At 63.4% G+C, this 15,387-nt stretch carries 16 protein-coding genes; 10 read left to right on the top strand and 6 right to left on the bottom strand.

All coding sequences use genetic code 11. From position 1 onward, the window contains the following. Positions 1 to 6: 6 nt before the first annotated feature. The 5 genes from F3H26_RS15750 to mdh form a co-directional block, all read right to left on the bottom strand. A complete protein-coding gene (locus tag F3H26_RS15750) occupies positions 7 to 2,961 on the bottom strand; it encodes a 2-oxoglutarate dehydrogenase E1 component (RefSeq protein ID WP_149776961.1) in 2,955 nt (984 codons plus the stop codon). After that, on the bottom strand, positions 2,958 to 3,500 hold the full coding sequence (locus tag F3H26_RS15745) for a DUF805 domain-containing protein (protein ID WP_149776960.1): 543 nt from the start codon (positions 3,498 to 3,500) through the stop codon (positions 2,958 to 2,960). Before F3H26_RS15745 ends, F3H26_RS15750 begins: the two co-directional genes overlap by 4 nt. Before the next feature lie 44 nt (positions 3,501 to 3,544). Then, on the bottom strand, positions 3,545 to 4,429 hold the full coding sequence (sucD, locus tag F3H26_RS15740; RefSeq protein ID WP_149776959.1) for a succinate--CoA ligase subunit alpha: 885 nt from the start codon (positions 4,427 to 4,429) through the stop codon (positions 3,545 to 3,547). An 84-nt stretch (positions 4,430 to 4,513) separates the two neighbouring features. Next, positions 4,514 to 5,707: an ADP-forming succinate--CoA ligase subunit beta gene (gene sucC / locus F3H26_RS15735; RefSeq protein WP_149776958.1), complete on the bottom strand. Its 1,194-nt coding sequence runs from the start codon at positions 5,705 to 5,707 to the stop codon at positions 4,514 to 4,516. A gap of 310 nt (positions 5,708 to 6,017) precedes the next feature. Further along, the gene (gene mdh, locus F3H26_RS15730; RefSeq protein WP_149776957.1) at positions 6,018 to 6,980 is read right to left on the bottom strand and encodes a malate dehydrogenase; all 963 of its coding nucleotides are present in this window, start codon (positions 6,978 to 6,980) and stop codon (positions 6,018 to 6,020) included. 160 nt (positions 6,981 to 7,140) lie between these two features. Here mdh and F3H26_RS15725 point away from each other — a divergent pair, with 160 nt between their 5' ends. Next, positions 7,141 to 7,896: a sulfite exporter TauE/SafE family protein gene (locus tag F3H26_RS15725; RefSeq protein ID WP_149776956.1), complete on the top strand. Its 756-nt coding sequence runs from the start codon at positions 7,141 to 7,143 to the stop codon at positions 7,894 to 7,896. A gap of 3 nt (positions 7,897 to 7,899) precedes the next feature. Here F3H26_RS15725 and F3H26_RS15720 read toward each other — a convergent pair whose 3' ends face one another. Then, positions 7,900 to 8,205, bottom strand: coding sequence for a hypothetical protein (locus F3H26_RS15720; RefSeq protein ID WP_149776955.1), 306 nt, complete (start codon positions 8,203 to 8,205; stop codon positions 7,900 to 7,902). A gap of 168 nt (positions 8,206 to 8,373) precedes the next feature. On the opposite strand from F3H26_RS15720, the gene F3H26_RS15715 reads away from it, so the two are divergent. The 9 genes from F3H26_RS15715 to F3H26_RS15675 all read left to right on the top strand — a co-directional run bounded on the left by F3H26_RS15715 (position 8,374) and on the right by F3H26_RS15675 (position 15,364). Next, complete coding sequence (locus F3H26_RS15715) at positions 8,374 to 9,231, top strand: HpcH/HpaI aldolase/citrate lyase family protein (RefSeq protein ID WP_149776954.1); 858 nt, start codon at positions 8,374 to 8,376, stop codon at positions 9,229 to 9,231. A gap of 6 nt (positions 9,232 to 9,237) precedes the next feature. Beyond that, positions 9,238 to 9,792: an NnrU family protein gene (locus F3H26_RS15710; protein ID WP_149776953.1), complete on the top strand. Its 555-nt coding sequence runs from the start codon at positions 9,238 to 9,240 to the stop codon at positions 9,790 to 9,792. Between the two features lie 12 nt (positions 9,793 to 9,804). Then, positions 9,805 to 10,011, top strand: coding sequence for a DUF1737 domain-containing protein (locus F3H26_RS15705; protein ID WP_149776952.1), 207 nt, complete (start codon positions 9,805 to 9,807; stop codon positions 10,009 to 10,011). Further along, on the top strand, positions 10,011 to 11,039 hold the full coding sequence (locus F3H26_RS15700; protein WP_149776951.1) for a MaoC family dehydratase: 1,029 nt from the start codon (positions 10,011 to 10,013) through the stop codon (positions 11,037 to 11,039). The genes F3H26_RS15705 and F3H26_RS15700 overlap by 1 nt, the downstream gene beginning before the upstream one ends. Before the next feature lie 60 nt (positions 11,040 to 11,099). Further along, positions 11,100 to 11,762, top strand: coding sequence for a DUF1194 domain-containing protein (locus F3H26_RS15695; RefSeq protein ID WP_149776950.1), 663 nt, complete (start codon positions 11,100 to 11,102; stop codon positions 11,760 to 11,762). A 213-nt stretch (positions 11,763 to 11,975) separates the two neighbouring features. Further along, on the top strand, positions 11,976 to 12,362 hold the full coding sequence (gene sdhC / locus F3H26_RS15690; RefSeq protein WP_149776949.1) for a succinate dehydrogenase, cytochrome b556 subunit: 387 nt from the start codon (positions 11,976 to 11,978) through the stop codon (positions 12,360 to 12,362). A 13-nt stretch (positions 12,363 to 12,375) separates the two neighbouring features. Further along, positions 12,376 to 12,747 carry a succinate dehydrogenase, hydrophobic membrane anchor protein gene (gene sdhD, locus F3H26_RS15685; RefSeq protein ID WP_149776948.1) on the top strand — a complete coding sequence of 124 codons (372 nt, stop codon included), beginning with the start codon at positions 12,376 to 12,378 and terminating at the stop codon, positions 12,745 to 12,747. Positions 12,748 to 12,766: 19 nt separating this feature from the next. Then, positions 12,767 to 14,572, top strand: coding sequence for a succinate dehydrogenase flavoprotein subunit (gene sdhA, locus F3H26_RS15680; protein WP_149776947.1), 1,806 nt, complete (start codon positions 12,767 to 12,769; stop codon positions 14,570 to 14,572). 12 nt (positions 14,573 to 14,584) lie between these two features. Further along, positions 14,585 to 15,364, top strand: coding sequence for a succinate dehydrogenase iron-sulfur subunit (locus F3H26_RS15675; protein WP_005978906.1), 780 nt, complete (start codon positions 14,585 to 14,587; stop codon positions 15,362 to 15,364). The last annotated feature ends 23 nt before the right edge of the window (positions 15,365 to 15,387 follow it).

Genomic DNA, 15,387 nt, shown 5'->3' with positions numbered 1-15,387 from the left:
CGTTTCTTATCCTTCAATGCTCAGCGCTTCGTTCACGAGCGCCTCTTGTTGGGCTTTGTGTTGGCTGGCCAGGCCCGTCGCGGGCGAGGCCGAGGTGGCGCGGCCCACATAGCTGGGCCGGGTGTGCTTGGCGCCGATCCGGGTCAGGACCCATTCGATGTTGGGTTCGATGAATCCCCAGGCGCCCTGGTTCTTGGGCTCTTCCTGGCACCAGACCATCTCGGCCTGCTTGAACCGCTCAAGCTCGTTGATCAGCGAATGGGCCGGGAACGGATAGTATTGCTCGATCCGCAGCAGATAGATGTCGTCGATCCCGCGCGCGTCACGTTCTTCGAGCAGGTCGTAGTAGACCTTGCCCGAACACATCACCACGCGCTTGATCTTGTCGTCAGGCACCAGCTGGGTGTCCGAATTGCCCTTTTGCGCGTCATCCCACAGCACCCGGTGGAAGCTGGACCCGGTGGTGAAGTCCTCGGCATTGCTGATCGCCAGCTTGTGGCGCAGCAATGATTTGGGCGTCATCAGGATCAGCGGCTTGCGGAATGTGCGGTGCAGCTGACGGCGCAGGATGTGGAAATAGTTCGCAGGCGTGGTGCAGTTGGCGACGATCCAGTTGTCCTGGCCGCACATCTGCAGGAACCGCTCCAGTCGCGCTGACGAGTGCTCGGGGCCTTGCCCCTCGAACCCGTGCGGCAGCAGGCAGACCAGACCAGACATGCGCAACCACTTGCTTTCGCCCGAGCTGATGAACTGGTCGAACATGATCTGCGCGCCGTTGGCGAAATCGCCGAACTGGGCCTCCCACAGAACCAGCGCGTTGGGCTCGGCCAGCGAATAGCCGTATTCGAAGCCCAGAACCGCGTATTCCGACAGCATCGAGTCGATCACCTCGTACTGCGACTGTCCGGGGCGGATGTGGTTCAGCGGGTAATAGCGCTCTTCGGTTTCCTGGTTGATGAAGCCCGAATGGCGCTGGCTGAAAGTGCCGCGGGTGGCGTCCTGACCCGACAGGCGTACCGGATAGCCCTCGGTCAGCAGCGACCCGAAGGCCAGCGCCTCGCCGGTGGCCCAGTCAAAGCCCTGACCGGTTTCGAACATCTGCTTCTTGTGTTCCAGCAGGCGGCCCACCGTCTTGTGCAGGGCAAAGCCTTCGGGCACCGTCACCAGCGCCTTGCCGACCTCGGCCAGGGTGTCGGGCGAAATCGCGGTTTCGCCACGGACGTACTCGTCCTTGTTCTTGTCCAGATGCGACCAGCGCCCGTCCAGCCAGTCGGCCTTGTTGGGCTTGTATTCCTTGGCGGCCTCGAACTCGTCGTTCAGATGCGCCTGGAAGGCGGCCTTCATGTCCTCGATCTCGCCCTCGGGGATCAGACCGTCCTTGACCAGCCGCTCGGTGTACAGCGACAGCGTGGTTTTGTGGGTCTTGATCTTCTTGTACATGATCGGGTTGGTGAACATGGGCTCGTCGCCCTCGTTGTGACCGAACCGGCGATAGCAGAACATGTCGATGACCACGTCCTTGTGGAACTTCTGCCGGAATTCGGTCGCGACCTTGGCCGCATGCACAACCGCCTCGGGGTCGTCGCCGTTGACGTGGAAGATCGGCGCCTCGACCATCAGCGCGATGTCGGTCGGGTAGGGGCTCGAGCGCGAGAAATGCGGCGCGGTGGTAAAGCCGATCTGGTTGTTCACGACGATATGCATGGTGCCGCCGGTGCGGTGCCCGCGCAGGCCCGACAGGCCGAAGCCTTCGGCCACCACGCCCTGCCCGGCAAAGGCCGCGTCACCATGCAGCAGAACGCCCATGACCTGAGTGCGCTCGGTGTCGCCGTGCTGGTCCTGCTTGGCGCGGACCTTGCCCAGAACAACCGGGTTCACCGCCTCCAGGTGCGAGGGGTTCGCCGTCAGCGACAGGTGCACGGTATTGCCGTCGAATTCCCGGTCGCTGGATGCGCCAAGGTGGTATTTCACGTCGCCCGAGCCGTCCACGTCCTCGGGCTTGAAGCTGCCGCCCTGGAATTCGTTGAAGATGGCGCGGTAGGGCTTGCCCATCACGTTGGCCAGGATGTTCAGACGGCCGCGGTGCGGCATGCCGATGACGATTTCCTTCAGACCCAGCGCGCCGCCGCGCTTGATGATCTGTTCCATCGCCGGGATCAGCGCCTCGCCCCCGTCCAGGCCGAACCGCTTGGTGCCCATGTATTTCACATGCAGGAACTTCTCGAAGCCCTCGGCCTCGACCATCTTGTTCAGGATCGCCTTGCGACCCTCCTTGGTAAAGGCGATTTCCTTGCCGTAGCCCTCGATCCGTTCCTTCAGCCAGGCCGCTTGTTCAGGGTCGGAAATATGCATGTACTGCAGCGCGAAGGTGCCGCAATAGGTGCGCTTCACGATCTCGACGATCTGGCGCATGCTGGCCATCTGCAGGCCCAGCACGTTGTCGATGAAGATCGGCCGGTCCATGTCGGCCTCGGTGAAGCCATAGGTCTTGGGATCCAGTTCGGGGTGGGGCTCGGTCGAGCGCATGCCGAGCGGGTCCAGATCGGCCACCAGGTGCCCGCGGATGCGGTAGGCCCGGATCAGCATCAGGGCGCGGATCGAATCCAGCACCGCGCGCTTGACCTGCTCGTCGCTGACTTCGACGCCGGCTTTGGCGGCCTTTTCCCTGATCTTGTCGCCCGCCGCCTTGGCGTCGGTCTCGGCCCATTCGCCGGTCAGGGCGCCGGTCAGGTCGTCATTGGGCATCGGCGGCCAGTCGGGGCGCGCCCAGGACGGGCCCTGCGCCTCTTTCTGGACGTCGGGTGCTGCGTCTCCCATCTGCCGGAAAAACTCGGCCCAGGCCGCGTCGATGGCGCCGGGGTCCTTGGTGTACTGGGCGTAAAGCTGCTCCAGATACTCGGCATTGTGCCCCTGCATGAAGCTCGAGGCATGGAAGGCGGAATTGGGCGAGTGTTCGGTCATTGGGCTACCTCATATGGGTTGGGACCGTATTTGTTTGTGCCTGGCTGGCTGGGGCGGGACAGCCACCACAGCACCAGCAGGGGCGACACGAAAAGAACCAGCAGTGTCGGGATCACGATCAGCAGCGTGGCGCGGGTGAGCAGGATGTCGAGGTTTCCGCCATGCTGAAAGCTCGAGGCGAGGCCGATGCCAAAGACCAGAACGGCCGCGGCCCCCACGATCAGAAGGATCGGCAGCAGCGCATACAGCCCGCTGCGCCCGGTGTCGTGCATCCGTCGCCAGGCCACGGCCAGATGCGGGAAAAACACGATCAGCCCGACGATGGTCTGGACCGGCTGGCTGGATACTGCAGTAACCGAGGTTCCGGTCTCGGTCTGGACGGTCGTGACCTGGGTGAAGAACAGCCAGTCGATGACCGCGGCGATCGCGTTCCAGATCACGATGAACAGGAAGAAATACCAATACTCGGGGCGAGAGGCCCGCCCCGAGAAGGTCAAGTATTTGGAGAAACACGTTTTGACGGCTTCGGTGAAGGTCATGTGTTTCGCTCCGCTGGGGCCGGCCCGCAGATCGGGCCGGCAGGTTACTTGCCGATCGCTTCCAGCACGGCCTCGCCCAGCTTGGCGGGGCTTTCGGCCACGACGATGCCGGCGCTGCGCATGGCTTCGATCTTGTCCTCGGCACCGCCCTTGCCGCCGGCGACGATGGCGCCCGCGTGACCCATGCGGCGGCCCGGAGGCGCCGTACGGCCAGCGATGAACCCGGCAACCGGCTTCTTGCGGCCCTTCTTGGCCTCATCGGCCAGGAATTGCGCGGCTTCTTCCTCGGCCGAGCCGCCGATCTCGCCGATCATGATGATCGACTCGGTCTCGTCATCGGCCAGGAACCATTCCAGCACGTCGATATGCTCGGTGCCCTTGATCGGGTCGCCGCCGATGCCCACGCAGGTGGACTGGCCCAGACCCACATCGGTGGTCTGCTTGACGGCCTCGTAGGTCAGCGTGCCCGAGCGCGACACGACGCCGACCGAACCACGCTTGTGGATGTGGCCGGGCATGATGCCGATCTTGCAGGCGTCGGGCGTGATGACACCGGGGCAGTTCGGGCCGATCAGGCGCGATTTGCTGCCTTCCAGCGCGCGCTTCACCTTCATCATGTCCAGAACCGGGATGCCTTCGGTGATGCAGACGATCACTTCCATCCCGGCGTCGATCGCCTCGAGGATCGAATCCGCGGCAAAAGGCGGCGGCACATAGATCACGGTCGCGTTGGCCTCGGTCACGTGCTTGGCCTCGTGCACCGAGTTGAACACGGGCAGGCCCAGATGGGTCATGCCGCCTTTGCCCGGCGTCACGCCGCCGACCATCTTGGTGCCATAGGCGATGGCCTGTTCAGAGTGGAACGTGCCCTGCGAGCCGGTGAAGCCCTGACAGATCACTTTGGTATTTTCGTCGATGAGGACTGCCATTTGGCGTTCTCCTGTTTTCGGCGGGGTCCGACCCGCCAGCATTCATCGGAATGGCGGGCCGTGACCCGCCCTGCGTTATCGGGTTCAGCCTTTGACCGCCTTCACGATCTTCTGCGCGGCATCGTCCAGGTTGTCGGCGGCGATCACGTCCAGGCCCGAGCTGTTGATGATCTCTTTGCCCTTCTCGACGTTGGTGCCTTCCAGACGCACCACCAGCGGAACCTTCAGGCCCACCTCTCTCACCGCGGCGACGACGCCCTCGGCGATCACGTCACAGCGCATGATGCCGCCGAAGATGTTGACCAGGATGCCTTTGACGTTCGGGTCGCTGGTGATGATCTTGAACGCCTCGGTCACTTTCTCTTTGGTCGCGCCGCCGCCCACGTCCAGGAAGTTGGCCGGCTCGGCTCCGTACAGCTTGATGATGTCCATCGTCGCCATGGCCAGGCCCGCGCCGTTGACCATGCAGCCGATCTCGCCATCCAGCGCGATGTAGTTCAGGTCGTACTTGCTGGCTTCCAGCTCCTTGGGGTCTTCCTCGGTGGTGTCGCGCAGCTCGGCGATGTCGGGGTGGCGATAGATCGCGTTGCCGTCAAAGCTCAGCTTGGCGTCCAGCACCTTGAGGTCGCCGCCTTCGGCCACGATCAGCGGGTTGATCTCCAGCATCTCCATGTCCTTCTCGACGAAGGCCTTGTACAGGATGCCCATCAGACGCACGCATTGCTTGACCTGCGCGCCTTCCAGGCCCAGCGAAAAGGCGATGCGGCGGCCGTGGAACGGCTGATAGCCGGTGGCCGGGTCAACCGAGAAGGACAGGATTTTCTCGGGCGTCGCGGCGGCCACTTCCTCGATGTCCATGCCGCCTTCGGTCGAGCACACGAACGAGATGCGGCTGGTCTGGCGATCGACCAGCAGGGCCAGGTACAGCTCGCGCTCGATGCCCGATCCGGCCTCGATGTACACGCGGTTGACCTGCTTGCCCTCGGGGCCGGTCTGGTGCGTGACCAGCGTGCGGCCCAGCATCTTTTTGGCTTCTTCGGCGGCTTCCTCCACCGATTTGGTCAGACGCACGCCGCCCTTGTCGCCGGCGTCGGGTTCCTTGAAATGCCCTTTGCCGCGGCCCCCGGCATGGATCTGCGCCTTGACCACCCAAAGCGGGCCGTCCAGTTCACCGGCTGCGGTTTTCGCCTCTTCCGCGCGCAGCACCGCGCGACCGTCCGAAACCGGCGCGCCGTAGCTGCGAAGAAGGGCCTTGGCCTGATATTCGTGAATGTTCATCGAAACTGTCCCGTCTGACTACGATTGGATCGTTATAGGGGTGTCTAACGGGCAAAATTAAAGGGTTTTCTTACCGGAAGAAGGTTTTTGCCGAGGATTTTCCATATTTGTGATCACGGCATTTTGGGGTGTGATCACAAATATGAGGCAACTTGCGAAATGATTCGATGTGTGATCGGCCGAGCCCGGGGCGCCTTGGAAATCTGTGGTTGCGCCAACAATTGCCATCCAATTGTTGGGGCGCGCAAACGACGTTCGCAAATAAGAAACCGGCCCCTGCGGGGCCGGTTCGCAATTGTCCGGAATGGATTTACGCCAGCGAGTTGTCGATGCCCTTGCAGGCCTCGACCAGACCTTTCACGGCGTTGACGGACTTGTCGAACATTTCCTGTTCTTCGTCGTTCAACTGGATGTTCACGATCCGCTCGATGCCGCCGGCTCCGATCACGGTCGGGACGCCTACATACATGCCCTTCACGCCCAGCTCGCCATCGCAATAGGCGGCGCAGGGCAGAACGCGCTTCTGGTCTTTGAGATAGGCCTCGGCCATCTCGATCGCCGAGGTGGCAGGCGCGTAATAGGCCGAGCCGGTCTTCAGCAGGCCGACGATCTCGGCGCCGCCGTCACGGGTGCGCTGCACGATGGCGTCCAGCTTCTCTTGCGTGGTCCAGCCCATCTTGACCAGATCGGGCAGCGGGATGCCCGCAACGGTCGAATAGCGGACCGAGGGAACCATCGTGTCGCCGTGGCCGCCCAGAACGAAGGCGGTGACGTCTTTCATCGACACGTCGAACTCTTCGGCCAGGAAGTGGCGGAAGCGGGCCGAGTCCAGCACGCCGGCCATGCCGCAGACCTTGTTCGCCGGCAGGCCCGAGAACTGTTGCAGCGCCCAGACCATGGCATCCAGCGGGTTGGTGATGCAGATGACGAACGCGTCGGGTGCGTGGGCGGCGATGCCTTCGCCGACCGATTTCATGACCTTCAGGTTGATGCCCAGCAGGTCGTCGCGGCTCATGCCCGGCTTGCGCGGCACACCGGCGGTCACGATGCAGACGTCTGCGCCGGCGATGTCCTCGTAAGACTGGGTGCCCTTCAGCTTGGCGTCAAAGCCCTCGGACGGGCCGGATTCGGCGATGTCCAGCGCCTTGCCTTCCGGGATGCCCTCGGCGATGTCGAACAGAACGACATCCCCCAGTTCCTTCATTGCAGCGAGGTGGGCAAGCGTGCCCCCGATCTGACCTGCGCCGATCAGCGCGATCTTGGGTCTGGCCATTTGGATTGTCTCCGGTCGGTTTTGAAATCGCGGTTTTGCTAGTCGCTAAAACGCCGTTGCGCAAGGGTTCTGCGGCGCGGCATGCGACCGCATACCGTTTGCCTGTCCCCTTCCGGTTGCGCTAAACCACCCGCAGGACAAGCCGTTTCGGGGCTGCTGCATGGTCGAATTGAACCTGATGTTTTTTGTCGTGGCGATCCCGGCCGTGATCTTTGCGGGCATTTCCAAGGGCGGCTTCGGCTCGGGCGTGGCGTTTGCGTCGGCGTCGATTCTGGCGCTGATCCTCGATCCGGGGCAGGCGCTGGCGTTGATGCTGCCGATCCTGATGGTGATCGACCTGGCCACCCTGCGCCCCTACTGGAAACGGTGGAGCTGGCCCGACGCGCGGCTGCTGATGCTGGGGGCGGTGCCAGGCGTGGCGCTGGGCGCGCTGCTGTATCGGGCGACCGACGAAGACCTGCTGCGCCTGCTGATCGGCGGCATCTCGGTGGGCTTCGTGGTCTGGCATGTGGCGCAATCCCGCGGCTGGGTGCGCGGTTTCGCCAACCGCCTGCCGCCGCCGGCCGGGCTGTTCGCGGGGCTGGTCGCCGGGTTTACCAGCTTCGTCAGCCATGCCGGTGGCCCGCCCGCCGCTGTCTACCTGCTGTCGCAACGCCTGACGAAAACCGAGTTCCAGGCCACCACCGTGCTGGTCTTCTGGGTCATCAACATCGCCAAGTTCGTCCCCTATGCCTTCTTGGGCATGTTCACCCTGCAGACCGCCTGGGCAGACCTGCTGCTGACCCCCTTCGCCATCCTCGGCGCCTGGCTGGGCGTGCGCGCCCATTGGATGATGTCCGAGCGGCTGTTTTTCGGCATCGCCTATGTGCTGTTGACCCTGACCGGATCAAAGCTGATCTGGGACGCGCTGACCTGACGCTCAGGTGTTCGGCGGCAGCGCCTCGGCCAGCGTCTCATAGGCCTCGCCCGCAGCCACCAGACAGGTCAGCCCGTTGGGCAGGGTGACCGTGATCGTCCAGGTGCCGGTTTCGTCCGAGGCAAAGATCTCCATCACTGCCCCCTGCCGCGCCATGCCGATGCCGCGCCGGGTCTCGCCATAGGTCTCGGCCAGCCGCTGCAGCACATCCGGCCGGGGCGCACAGTTCGGCGTCTGCGCCTGTACCTGCTGTGCCGCCAGCACCATGATGCCCAGCCCCATCGTCATCTGAAACAACCGCTCATTCATTTCCGGCCCCCTTTGCCTGTTGACCGGACCAAGGCTGCCGGAACCCTCTGCAATTGCGGTAAAACCACCGCGCGTTGCGTCACATGCTGCAATGCGGCGATTTGGGCCTTGAAGTTTCCGGTAAAAAATGCCCCATTCTGCGCAACTTTATTTCAATGAGAGGTTCCCATGGACCCCCGCCAGCGCCCCTACCGCTCTGTCCTGTATATCCCCGGCTCCAAGGAGCGGGCGCTCGACAAGGCGCGCACGCTGCCCGTCGATGCCATCATCTTCGATCTCGAAGACGCGGTGGCCGCCGATGAAAAGGACAATGCACGCGAAACGCTCAAGGCCGCGCTGGCGACGGGTGGTTATGACCCGCGCGTCAAGATCGTGCGAATCAACGGTCTGGACACCCCTTGGGGCCGCGCCGATGCCGAGGCCGTGCGCCAGATGGATGCCGACGTGGTTCTGCTGCCCAAGGTCAACTCGGCCGCCGACGTGGATGCGCTGGCCGCGATCACCGGCGACCTTCCGATCTGGGCGATGATGGAAACCCCGCGCGGCATGCTGAACGCGGCCGAGATCGCGGCGCATCCGCTGATGGCGGGCTTTGTGATGGGCACCAATGATCTGGCGAAAGAACTGCAGACCCGCTTCCGCCCCGACCGTCTGCCGCTGATGACCTCGCTGGGCCTATGCCTGTTGGCCGCCAAGGCCGAGGGGCTGGTGATTATCGATGGCGTCTACAACGCCTTCAAGGATACCGAAGGTCTGGTTGCCGAATGCGCGCAGGGCCGCGACATGGGCTTTGACGGCAAGACCCTGATCCACCCCGCGCAGGTCGAGACCGCCAACACCGCCTTCGCCCCCTCCGAGGCCGAGATCGACCTGGCCCGCCGCCAGATCGCCGCCTTCGAAGAGGTCGAGGCGCAGGGGCAGGGCGTTGCCGTGGTCGATGGCAGGATCGTGGAAAATCTGCACGTTGTAACTGCCCGCGAAATTCTGGCAAAAGCAGAGGCGATATCAGCTTTGCAAGCGGGGTAAGCCAGCATGGGCTTTGTTCTTCTCATTCTCGGTGTGGCGCTTTGGTGGGCCGCGCATCTGTTCAAACGCCTGATGCCCGCGCGCCGCGCGGCCATGGGCGACGCCGGAAAGGGCGCCGTCGCGGGCGCGCTGGTCGTGTCGATCCTGCTGATGATCTTCGGCTATCGCATGACCGATTTCATCCATGTCTGGGCACCGCCCAGTTTCATGGTCCATGTCAACAACCTGCTGGTGCTGATCGCGATCTGGATGATGAGCCCGGCCGGAACCAAGGGCAGGCTGCTGAACAAGGTGCGTCATCCGATGCTGGGCGGGTTCAAGCTCTGGGCCATTGCGCATCTGCTGGTCAATGGTGATCTGGCGTCGATCATCCTGTTCGGCGGCCTGTTGGCCTGGGCCGTGGTCGAAGTGATCGTCATCAACAAATCCGAGCCCGACTGGACCCCGGGCGAGCCCGGAACGCTGGGCAAGGATGCGATGTTCTTCGTGGCCTCGATCGTGCTGCTGGCCGTCATCGGCTACATTCACGGGCTGGTCGGCCCGTCTCCGTTCCCGGGCTAGGCAGGTGCCGTGATGGCGAAACTTTATCGACTGCTGACCGAAGAGGACACCTCGGCCTTCTGCCACAAGGTGTCCCAAGCGCTGGCCAAAGGGTGGGATCTGCACGGCTCTCCGGCCTATGCGTTCGACCCGTCCACCAGCAAGATGCGCTGTGCGCAGGCCGTGACCAAGGAGGTCGCGGCCGACTATTCCCCCGACATGAAACTGGGACAGCAATAATGGCAAAAACCAATCCGGGCCGCTTTTTCGAGGACTACTCCATCGGGCAGGTGCTGCACCACGCGGTGCCCCGCACCGTGACGGAGGGCGAGCGCGCGCTCTATCATGCGCTCTATCCCGCGCGCCACGCGCTCTATTCCTCGGACGAGTTCGCCCGGAGCTGCGGCCTGCCGCAAAGCCCGATCGACGATCTGGCGGCGTTCCATGTGGTGTTCGGCAAGACGGTGCCGGATGTGTCGCTGAACGCGGTCGCCAATCTGGGCTATGCCGAAGGTCGCTGGCTGCAGCCGGTCTATCCTGGCGACACCCTGCGGTCGGAATCCGAGGTGATCGGGCTGAAACAGAACTCGAACGGCAAGACCGGCGTGGTCTGGGTGCGCACGCGCGGGCTGAACCAGCGCGACGAGGTGGTCATCGAATACGTGCGCTGGGTGATGGTGCGGAAATCGAACTTTGATGTGCCGGCGCCCGAAACCGTGCTGCCGGACCTGAAAAAAGCGCTGGAACCCGGCGACCTCGTGGTGCCGAGCGGGCTGGATTTCAGCAAATACGACTTTGCTCTGGCCGGTGAACCGCACCGCTGGGGAGACTACCAGATCGGCGAAACCATCGACCATGTCGACGGCGTGACCGTGGAAGAGGCCGAGCACATGCTGGCCACCCGCCTGTGGCAGAACACGGCCAAGGTGCATTTCGACCTGACCTTCCGCCCCGATGGGCGGCTGATCTATGGCGGCCACGTGATCTCGATGGCGCGCGCGCTGTCGTTCAACGGGCTGGCCAATGCGCAGATGATCGTCGGTCTGAATGGCGGCGCCCATGCCAACCCCTGTTTCGCAGGCGACACCATCAAGGCCTGGTCCGAAGTGCTGGACAAGGCCGAAACCGGCGTGCCCGGCGTGGGTGCGATCCGGCTGCGACTAGTGGCGACCAAGGGCGGCGAGCCCTTTGCGCTGCGCGGCGCGGATGGAAAATACAGCCCCGACGTCCTGCTGGATCTGGACTATTGGGCGCTGATGCCGATCTGAACGGGCTGACCCCCACAGTCTTGTGATCCCGACCGGGCCGAACCGTGCTAGGTTCGGCTCATGTCTTATCTGCGTATCCTTGCTGCCGCGCTCTGCCTTGCCCGCCCGGCGCTGGCCTGCGATCTGGCGCTGGCGCTGGCCGTGGATGTGTCCGGCTCGGTCGACAGTTCGGAATACCGCATTCAGATGGATGGCCTGGCGGCCGGGTTGCGCGACCCGGTCGTGTCCGAGGCGCTGGTGCGCGGCCAGGCCCGGCTGATGTTGGTGCAATGGACTGGCGCGTCGCGCCAGCGCATCACCATCCCCTGGACCCGCATCGACAGGTTCGACGCGGTGGACGCATTTGCCGAACAGGTGGCGACCGATCCCCGCGTGTGGCGCAATTTCTCGACCGCGATCGGCGAGGCGTTGGAAATGACCGTGAACAGTTTTCTGGACGTACCAGACTGCAAGCGCCGCCTGATCGACATCTCGGGCGACGGGGTGTCGAACGAAGGCATCGAGCCGACCGAGATACACGACCTGCTGCGCCGTCAGGGGATCACCGTGAACGCCATCGCCATCGAGGAAAGCGAGCCAGACCTGACCGCCTATTTCTATGAAAACGTCATCGTGGGCGAAGGCGCTTTCGTGGTCTCGGCTGCGGGTTTCGAGGACTATCCCGAACGCATCCGCAAGAAACTGCTGCGCGAAGTCACCCGTCAGACGGCCAGGTTCAAGTGATTAAAAAGATTCGTGATCACATAGCTTGCGGCCTGAAAACGCTGATATTGACGGGCGTCGGCAGGATTTGTGATCACGAGATTATTTTGCGTGATCACAAAATCGGCCAATCAGGTCATTTGCGCGCAATTTGCTCTTTTTTGCACCTGCGGCGCGTGACAGAGATGTAAAAAGCAGTAAAACCTTCCATAGCCAACCCAAAAAGGAGCCGCCATGGCCGATGTCAATCGGGGGAACCGCCCGCTTTCGCCGCATCTGTCGATCTATCGTCCACAGTTGACCTCTGTCACCTCGATCCTCACGCGGATCACCGGCAACGCCATGTTGGTAGCGGCGCTGCTGATCGTGTGGTGGTTCCTGGCCGCGGCGACCTCGCCCGAGGCCTATGCGACCGCCAACGCCGTGATCACCTCGTTGCTGGGTGATCTGGTGATGGCTCTGTCGCTGTGGGGGTTGTGGTACCACACCCTGGCCGGCATCCGTCACCTGATCTGGGACAACGCCGTCGGGCTGGACCTGCCCACCGCCTACAAGCTGGGCTGGGCGGTCGTGATCGGATCGGTCGTTCTGACCCTCGTCACCCTTTTGATCGTTGCATAAGCGGAGGCCTGACATGCGTTACCTTACCGACCGCAAGCGCGCCCTTGGCCTGGGCTCGGCCAAGTCCGGCACCCAGCATTTCTGGGCGATGAAGGTCAGCTCGGTTGCCTTGCTGATCCTCGTGCCGCTGTTCGTCTTTACCTTCGGGCCGACCCTGGGCCAGCCCTATGACGTGATGCTGGACTATTATTCGCGTCCGTTCCCGGCGATCGTTGCGGCGCTGACGTTGGCCGTCGGCTTCAAACATTTTGCTGATGGCGCGCAGGTGATGATCGAGGACTACGTGCATGGCACGCTTGAAAAGGTTCTGATCATCCTCGTGACCTGTCTGTCCTATGGCGCGGCCGCCGCTGGCATCTTTGCCATCGCCCGCATCGCCCTCTAACACCCCGGAGCTGAAAGAAATGGCTGCATACGAATACGAAACGCACGAATATGACGTGGTTGTCGTCGGCGCCGGTGGGGCCGGGCTGCGGGCCACGCTGGGCATGGCCGAGCAGGGCCTGCGCACGGCCTGCGTGACCAAGGTTTTCCCGACGCGCTCGCACACCGTTGCCGCGCAGGGCGGCATCGCGGCGTCGCTGTCCAACATGGGGCCCGACCACTGGCAATGGCACATGTACGACACCGTCAAGGGCTCGGACTGGCTGGGCGATACCGACGCGATGGAGTACCTCGCGCGCGAGGCGCCCAAAGCGGTGTACGAGCTGGAACATTACGGTGTGCCGTTCTCGCGCACGGAAGAAGGCAAGATCTATCAGCGCCCCTTCGGCGGCCACACCACCGAATTCGGTGAAGGCCCGCCGGTGCAGCGTACCTGCGCCGCGGCCGACCGGACCGGCCACGCGATCCTGCACACGCTGTATGGCCAGTCGCTGAAGAACAACGCGGAATTCTACATCGAGTATTTCGCGATCGACCTGATCATGTCCGAGGACGGGCAGTGCCAGGGTGTCGTCTGCTGGAAGCTGGACGACGGCACCATGCATGTGTTCAACGCCAAGATGGTGGTGCTGGCAACGGGCGGGTATGGCCGCGCCTATTTCAGCGCGACCTCGGCGCATACCTGCACCGGCGACGGTGGCGGCATGGTGGCCCGCGCGGGCCTGCCGCTGCAGGACATGGAATTCGTGCAGTTCCACCCGACCGGCATCTACGGCTCGGGCTGTCTGATCACCGAAGGCGCCCGCGGCGAGGGCGGGTATCTGACCAACTCGGAAGGCGAACGGTTCATGGAGCGCTATGCGCCCCACTACAAGGACCTGGCGCCGCGTGACTATGTCAGCCGCTGCATGACGATGGAAATCCGCGAAGGGCGGGGTGTGGGCAAGAACAAGGACCACATCCACCTGAACCTGTCGCACCTGCCGGCCGAGGCCTTGGCCGAGCGGCTGCCGGGGATCTCGGAATCGGCCAAGATCTTTGCCGGCGTCGACGTGACCAAGGAGCCGATCCCGGTTTTGCCGACGGTGCATTACAACATGGGCGGCATCCCGACCAACTATTGGGGCGAGGTGCTGAACCCGACCGCCGACAACCCCACCGCCGTGGTGCCCGGCCTGATGGCCGTGGGCGAGGCCGGCTGCGCCTCGGTGCACGGCGCGAACCGGCTGGGCTCGAACTCGTTGATCGACCTGGTGGTGTTCGGCCGGGCCGCCGCGATCCGCGCCGGCAAGGTGGTGGACCCCGAGGCGCCGAACCCGGTGCTGAACAAGGCGTCGGTCGACAAGGCCTTCGACCGGTTCGACGCGCTGCGCAACGCCGATGGTTCGACCCCGACCGCCGAGCTGCGGCTGGAAATGCAGAAGACCATGCAGGAAGACGCAGCCGTGTTCCGCACCGCCGAAACGCTGGCGCAGGGCGTCGAGAAGATGACCGCGATCGCCGCCAAGCTGAACGACCTGAAGGTTACCGACCGCAGCCTGGTCTGGAACAGCGACCTGATGGAGACGCTGGAGCTGACCAACCTGATGCCCAACGCGCTGGCCACCATCGTGGGTGCCGAGGCGCGCAAGGAATCCCGCGGCGCCCACGCGCACGAGGATTTCCCCGAGCGCGACGACGAGAACTGGCGCGTGCACACCGTGGCGCGGGTCGAGGGCAACTCGGTCGAGTTGAGCTATCGCCCGGTCATCGTCGATCCGCTGACGCCCGAAGAGCAGGGCGGCATCAGCCTTGAAAAGATCGCGCCCAAGGCGCGGACCTTCTAAGGAGAGGAACACATGGTACAACTGACCCTCCCCAAGAATTCGCGCATCACGACGGGCAAGACCTGGCCCAAGCCCGAAGGGGCGACCAACGTGCGCAAGTTCCAGATCTATCGCTGGAACCCGGACGATGGACAGAACCCGCGGGTCGATACCTATTTCGTCGACATGGACGATTGCGGGCCGATGGTTCTGGATGCGCTGATCTACATTAAGAACAAGATCGACCCCACGCTGACCTTCCGCCGGTCCTGCCGCGAGGGGATCTGCGGTTCCTGCGCGATGAACATCGACGGGATCAACACGCTGGCCTGCATCTACGGCATGGACGAGATCAAGGGCGACGTGAAGATCTATCCGCTGCCGCACATGCCGGTGGTCAAGGACCTGATCCCCGACCTGACGCATTTCTATGCGCAGCACGCCAGCATCATGCCCTGGCTGGAAACCAAGACCAACCCGCCCGAAAAAGAGTGGCGGCAGTCGATCGAGGACCGCAAGAAGCTGGACGGCCTGTATGAATGCGTGATGTGCGCCAGCTGCTCGACCTCGTGCCCCAGCTACTGGTGGAACGGCGACCGCTATCTTGGCCCCGCCGCGCTGCTGCATGCCTATCGCTGGATCATCGACAGCCGTGACGAGGCCACGGGCGAGCGTCTGGATGAGCTTGAGGATCCGTTCAAGCTGTATCGCTGCCACACGATCATGAACTGCGCCAAGACCTGCCCCAAGGGTCTGAACCCGGCCAAGGCGATTGCCGAGATCAAGAAGCTGATGGTCGAACGCACCGTCTGATTTCTCAAGAAGTGCACTTGCCG

The sequence above is a fragment of the Ruegeria intermedia genome, assembly GCF_900129345.1.
Lineage (GTDB): Bacteria > Pseudomonadota > Alphaproteobacteria > Rhodobacterales > Rhodobacteraceae > Ruegeria > Ruegeria intermedia.
The sequence above is the reverse complement of the archived record's forward strand: the minus strand, read 5'-3'. Positions and strand labels throughout refer to the sequence as shown.

Excerpts from the sequence above, each read along its gene's own strand:
- F3H26_RS15700 (WP_149776951.1), top strand. The coding sequence starts at position 10,011 with ATGGCAAAAACCAATCCGGGCCGCTTTTTCGAGGACTACTCCATCGGG.
- sdhA (WP_149776947.1), top strand. The coding sequence starts at position 12,767 with ATGGCTGCATACGAATACGAAACGCACGAATATGACGTGGTTGTCGTC.
- F3H26_RS15725 (WP_149776956.1), top strand. The coding sequence starts at position 7,141 with ATGGTCGAATTGAACCTGATGTTTTTTGTCGTGGCGATCCCGGCCGTG.
- F3H26_RS15675 (WP_005978906.1), top strand. The coding sequence starts at position 14,585 with ATGGTACAACTGACCCTCCCCAAGAATTCGCGCATCACGACGGGCAAG.
- F3H26_RS15720 (WP_149776955.1), bottom strand. The coding sequence starts at position 8,205 with ATGAATGAGCGGTTGTTTCAGATGACGATGGGGCTGGGCATCATGGTG.
- mdh (WP_149776957.1), bottom strand. The coding sequence starts at position 6,980 with ATGGCCAGACCCAAGATCGCGCTGATCGGCGCAGGTCAGATCGGGGGC.
- F3H26_RS15710 (WP_149776953.1), top strand. The coding sequence starts at position 9,238 with ATGGGCTTTGTTCTTCTCATTCTCGGTGTGGCGCTTTGGTGGGCCGCG.
- sdhC (WP_149776949.1), top strand. The coding sequence starts at position 11,976 with ATGGCCGATGTCAATCGGGGGAACCGCCCGCTTTCGCCGCATCTGTCG.
- sucD (WP_149776959.1), bottom strand. The coding sequence starts at position 4,429 with ATGGCAGTCCTCATCGACGAAAATACCAAAGTGATCTGTCAGGGCTTC.
- F3H26_RS15750 (WP_149776961.1), bottom strand. The coding sequence starts at position 2,961 with ATGACCGAACACTCGCCCAATTCCGCCTTCCATGCCTCGAGCTTCATG.
- F3H26_RS15715 (WP_149776954.1), top strand. The coding sequence starts at position 8,374 with ATGGACCCCCGCCAGCGCCCCTACCGCTCTGTCCTGTATATCCCCGGC.
- F3H26_RS15745 (WP_149776960.1), bottom strand. The coding sequence starts at position 3,500 with ATGACCTTCACCGAAGCCGTCAAAACGTGTTTCTCCAAATACTTGACC.
- F3H26_RS15705 (WP_149776952.1), top strand. The coding sequence starts at position 9,805 with ATGGCGAAACTTTATCGACTGCTGACCGAAGAGGACACCTCGGCCTTC.
- F3H26_RS15695 (WP_149776950.1), top strand. The coding sequence starts at position 11,100 with ATGTCTTATCTGCGTATCCTTGCTGCCGCGCTCTGCCTTGCCCGCCCG.
- sucC (WP_149776958.1), bottom strand. The coding sequence starts at position 5,707 with ATGAACATTCACGAATATCAGGCCAAGGCCCTTCTTCGCAGCTACGGC.
- sdhD (WP_149776948.1), top strand. The coding sequence starts at position 12,376 with ATGCGTTACCTTACCGACCGCAAGCGCGCCCTTGGCCTGGGCTCGGCC.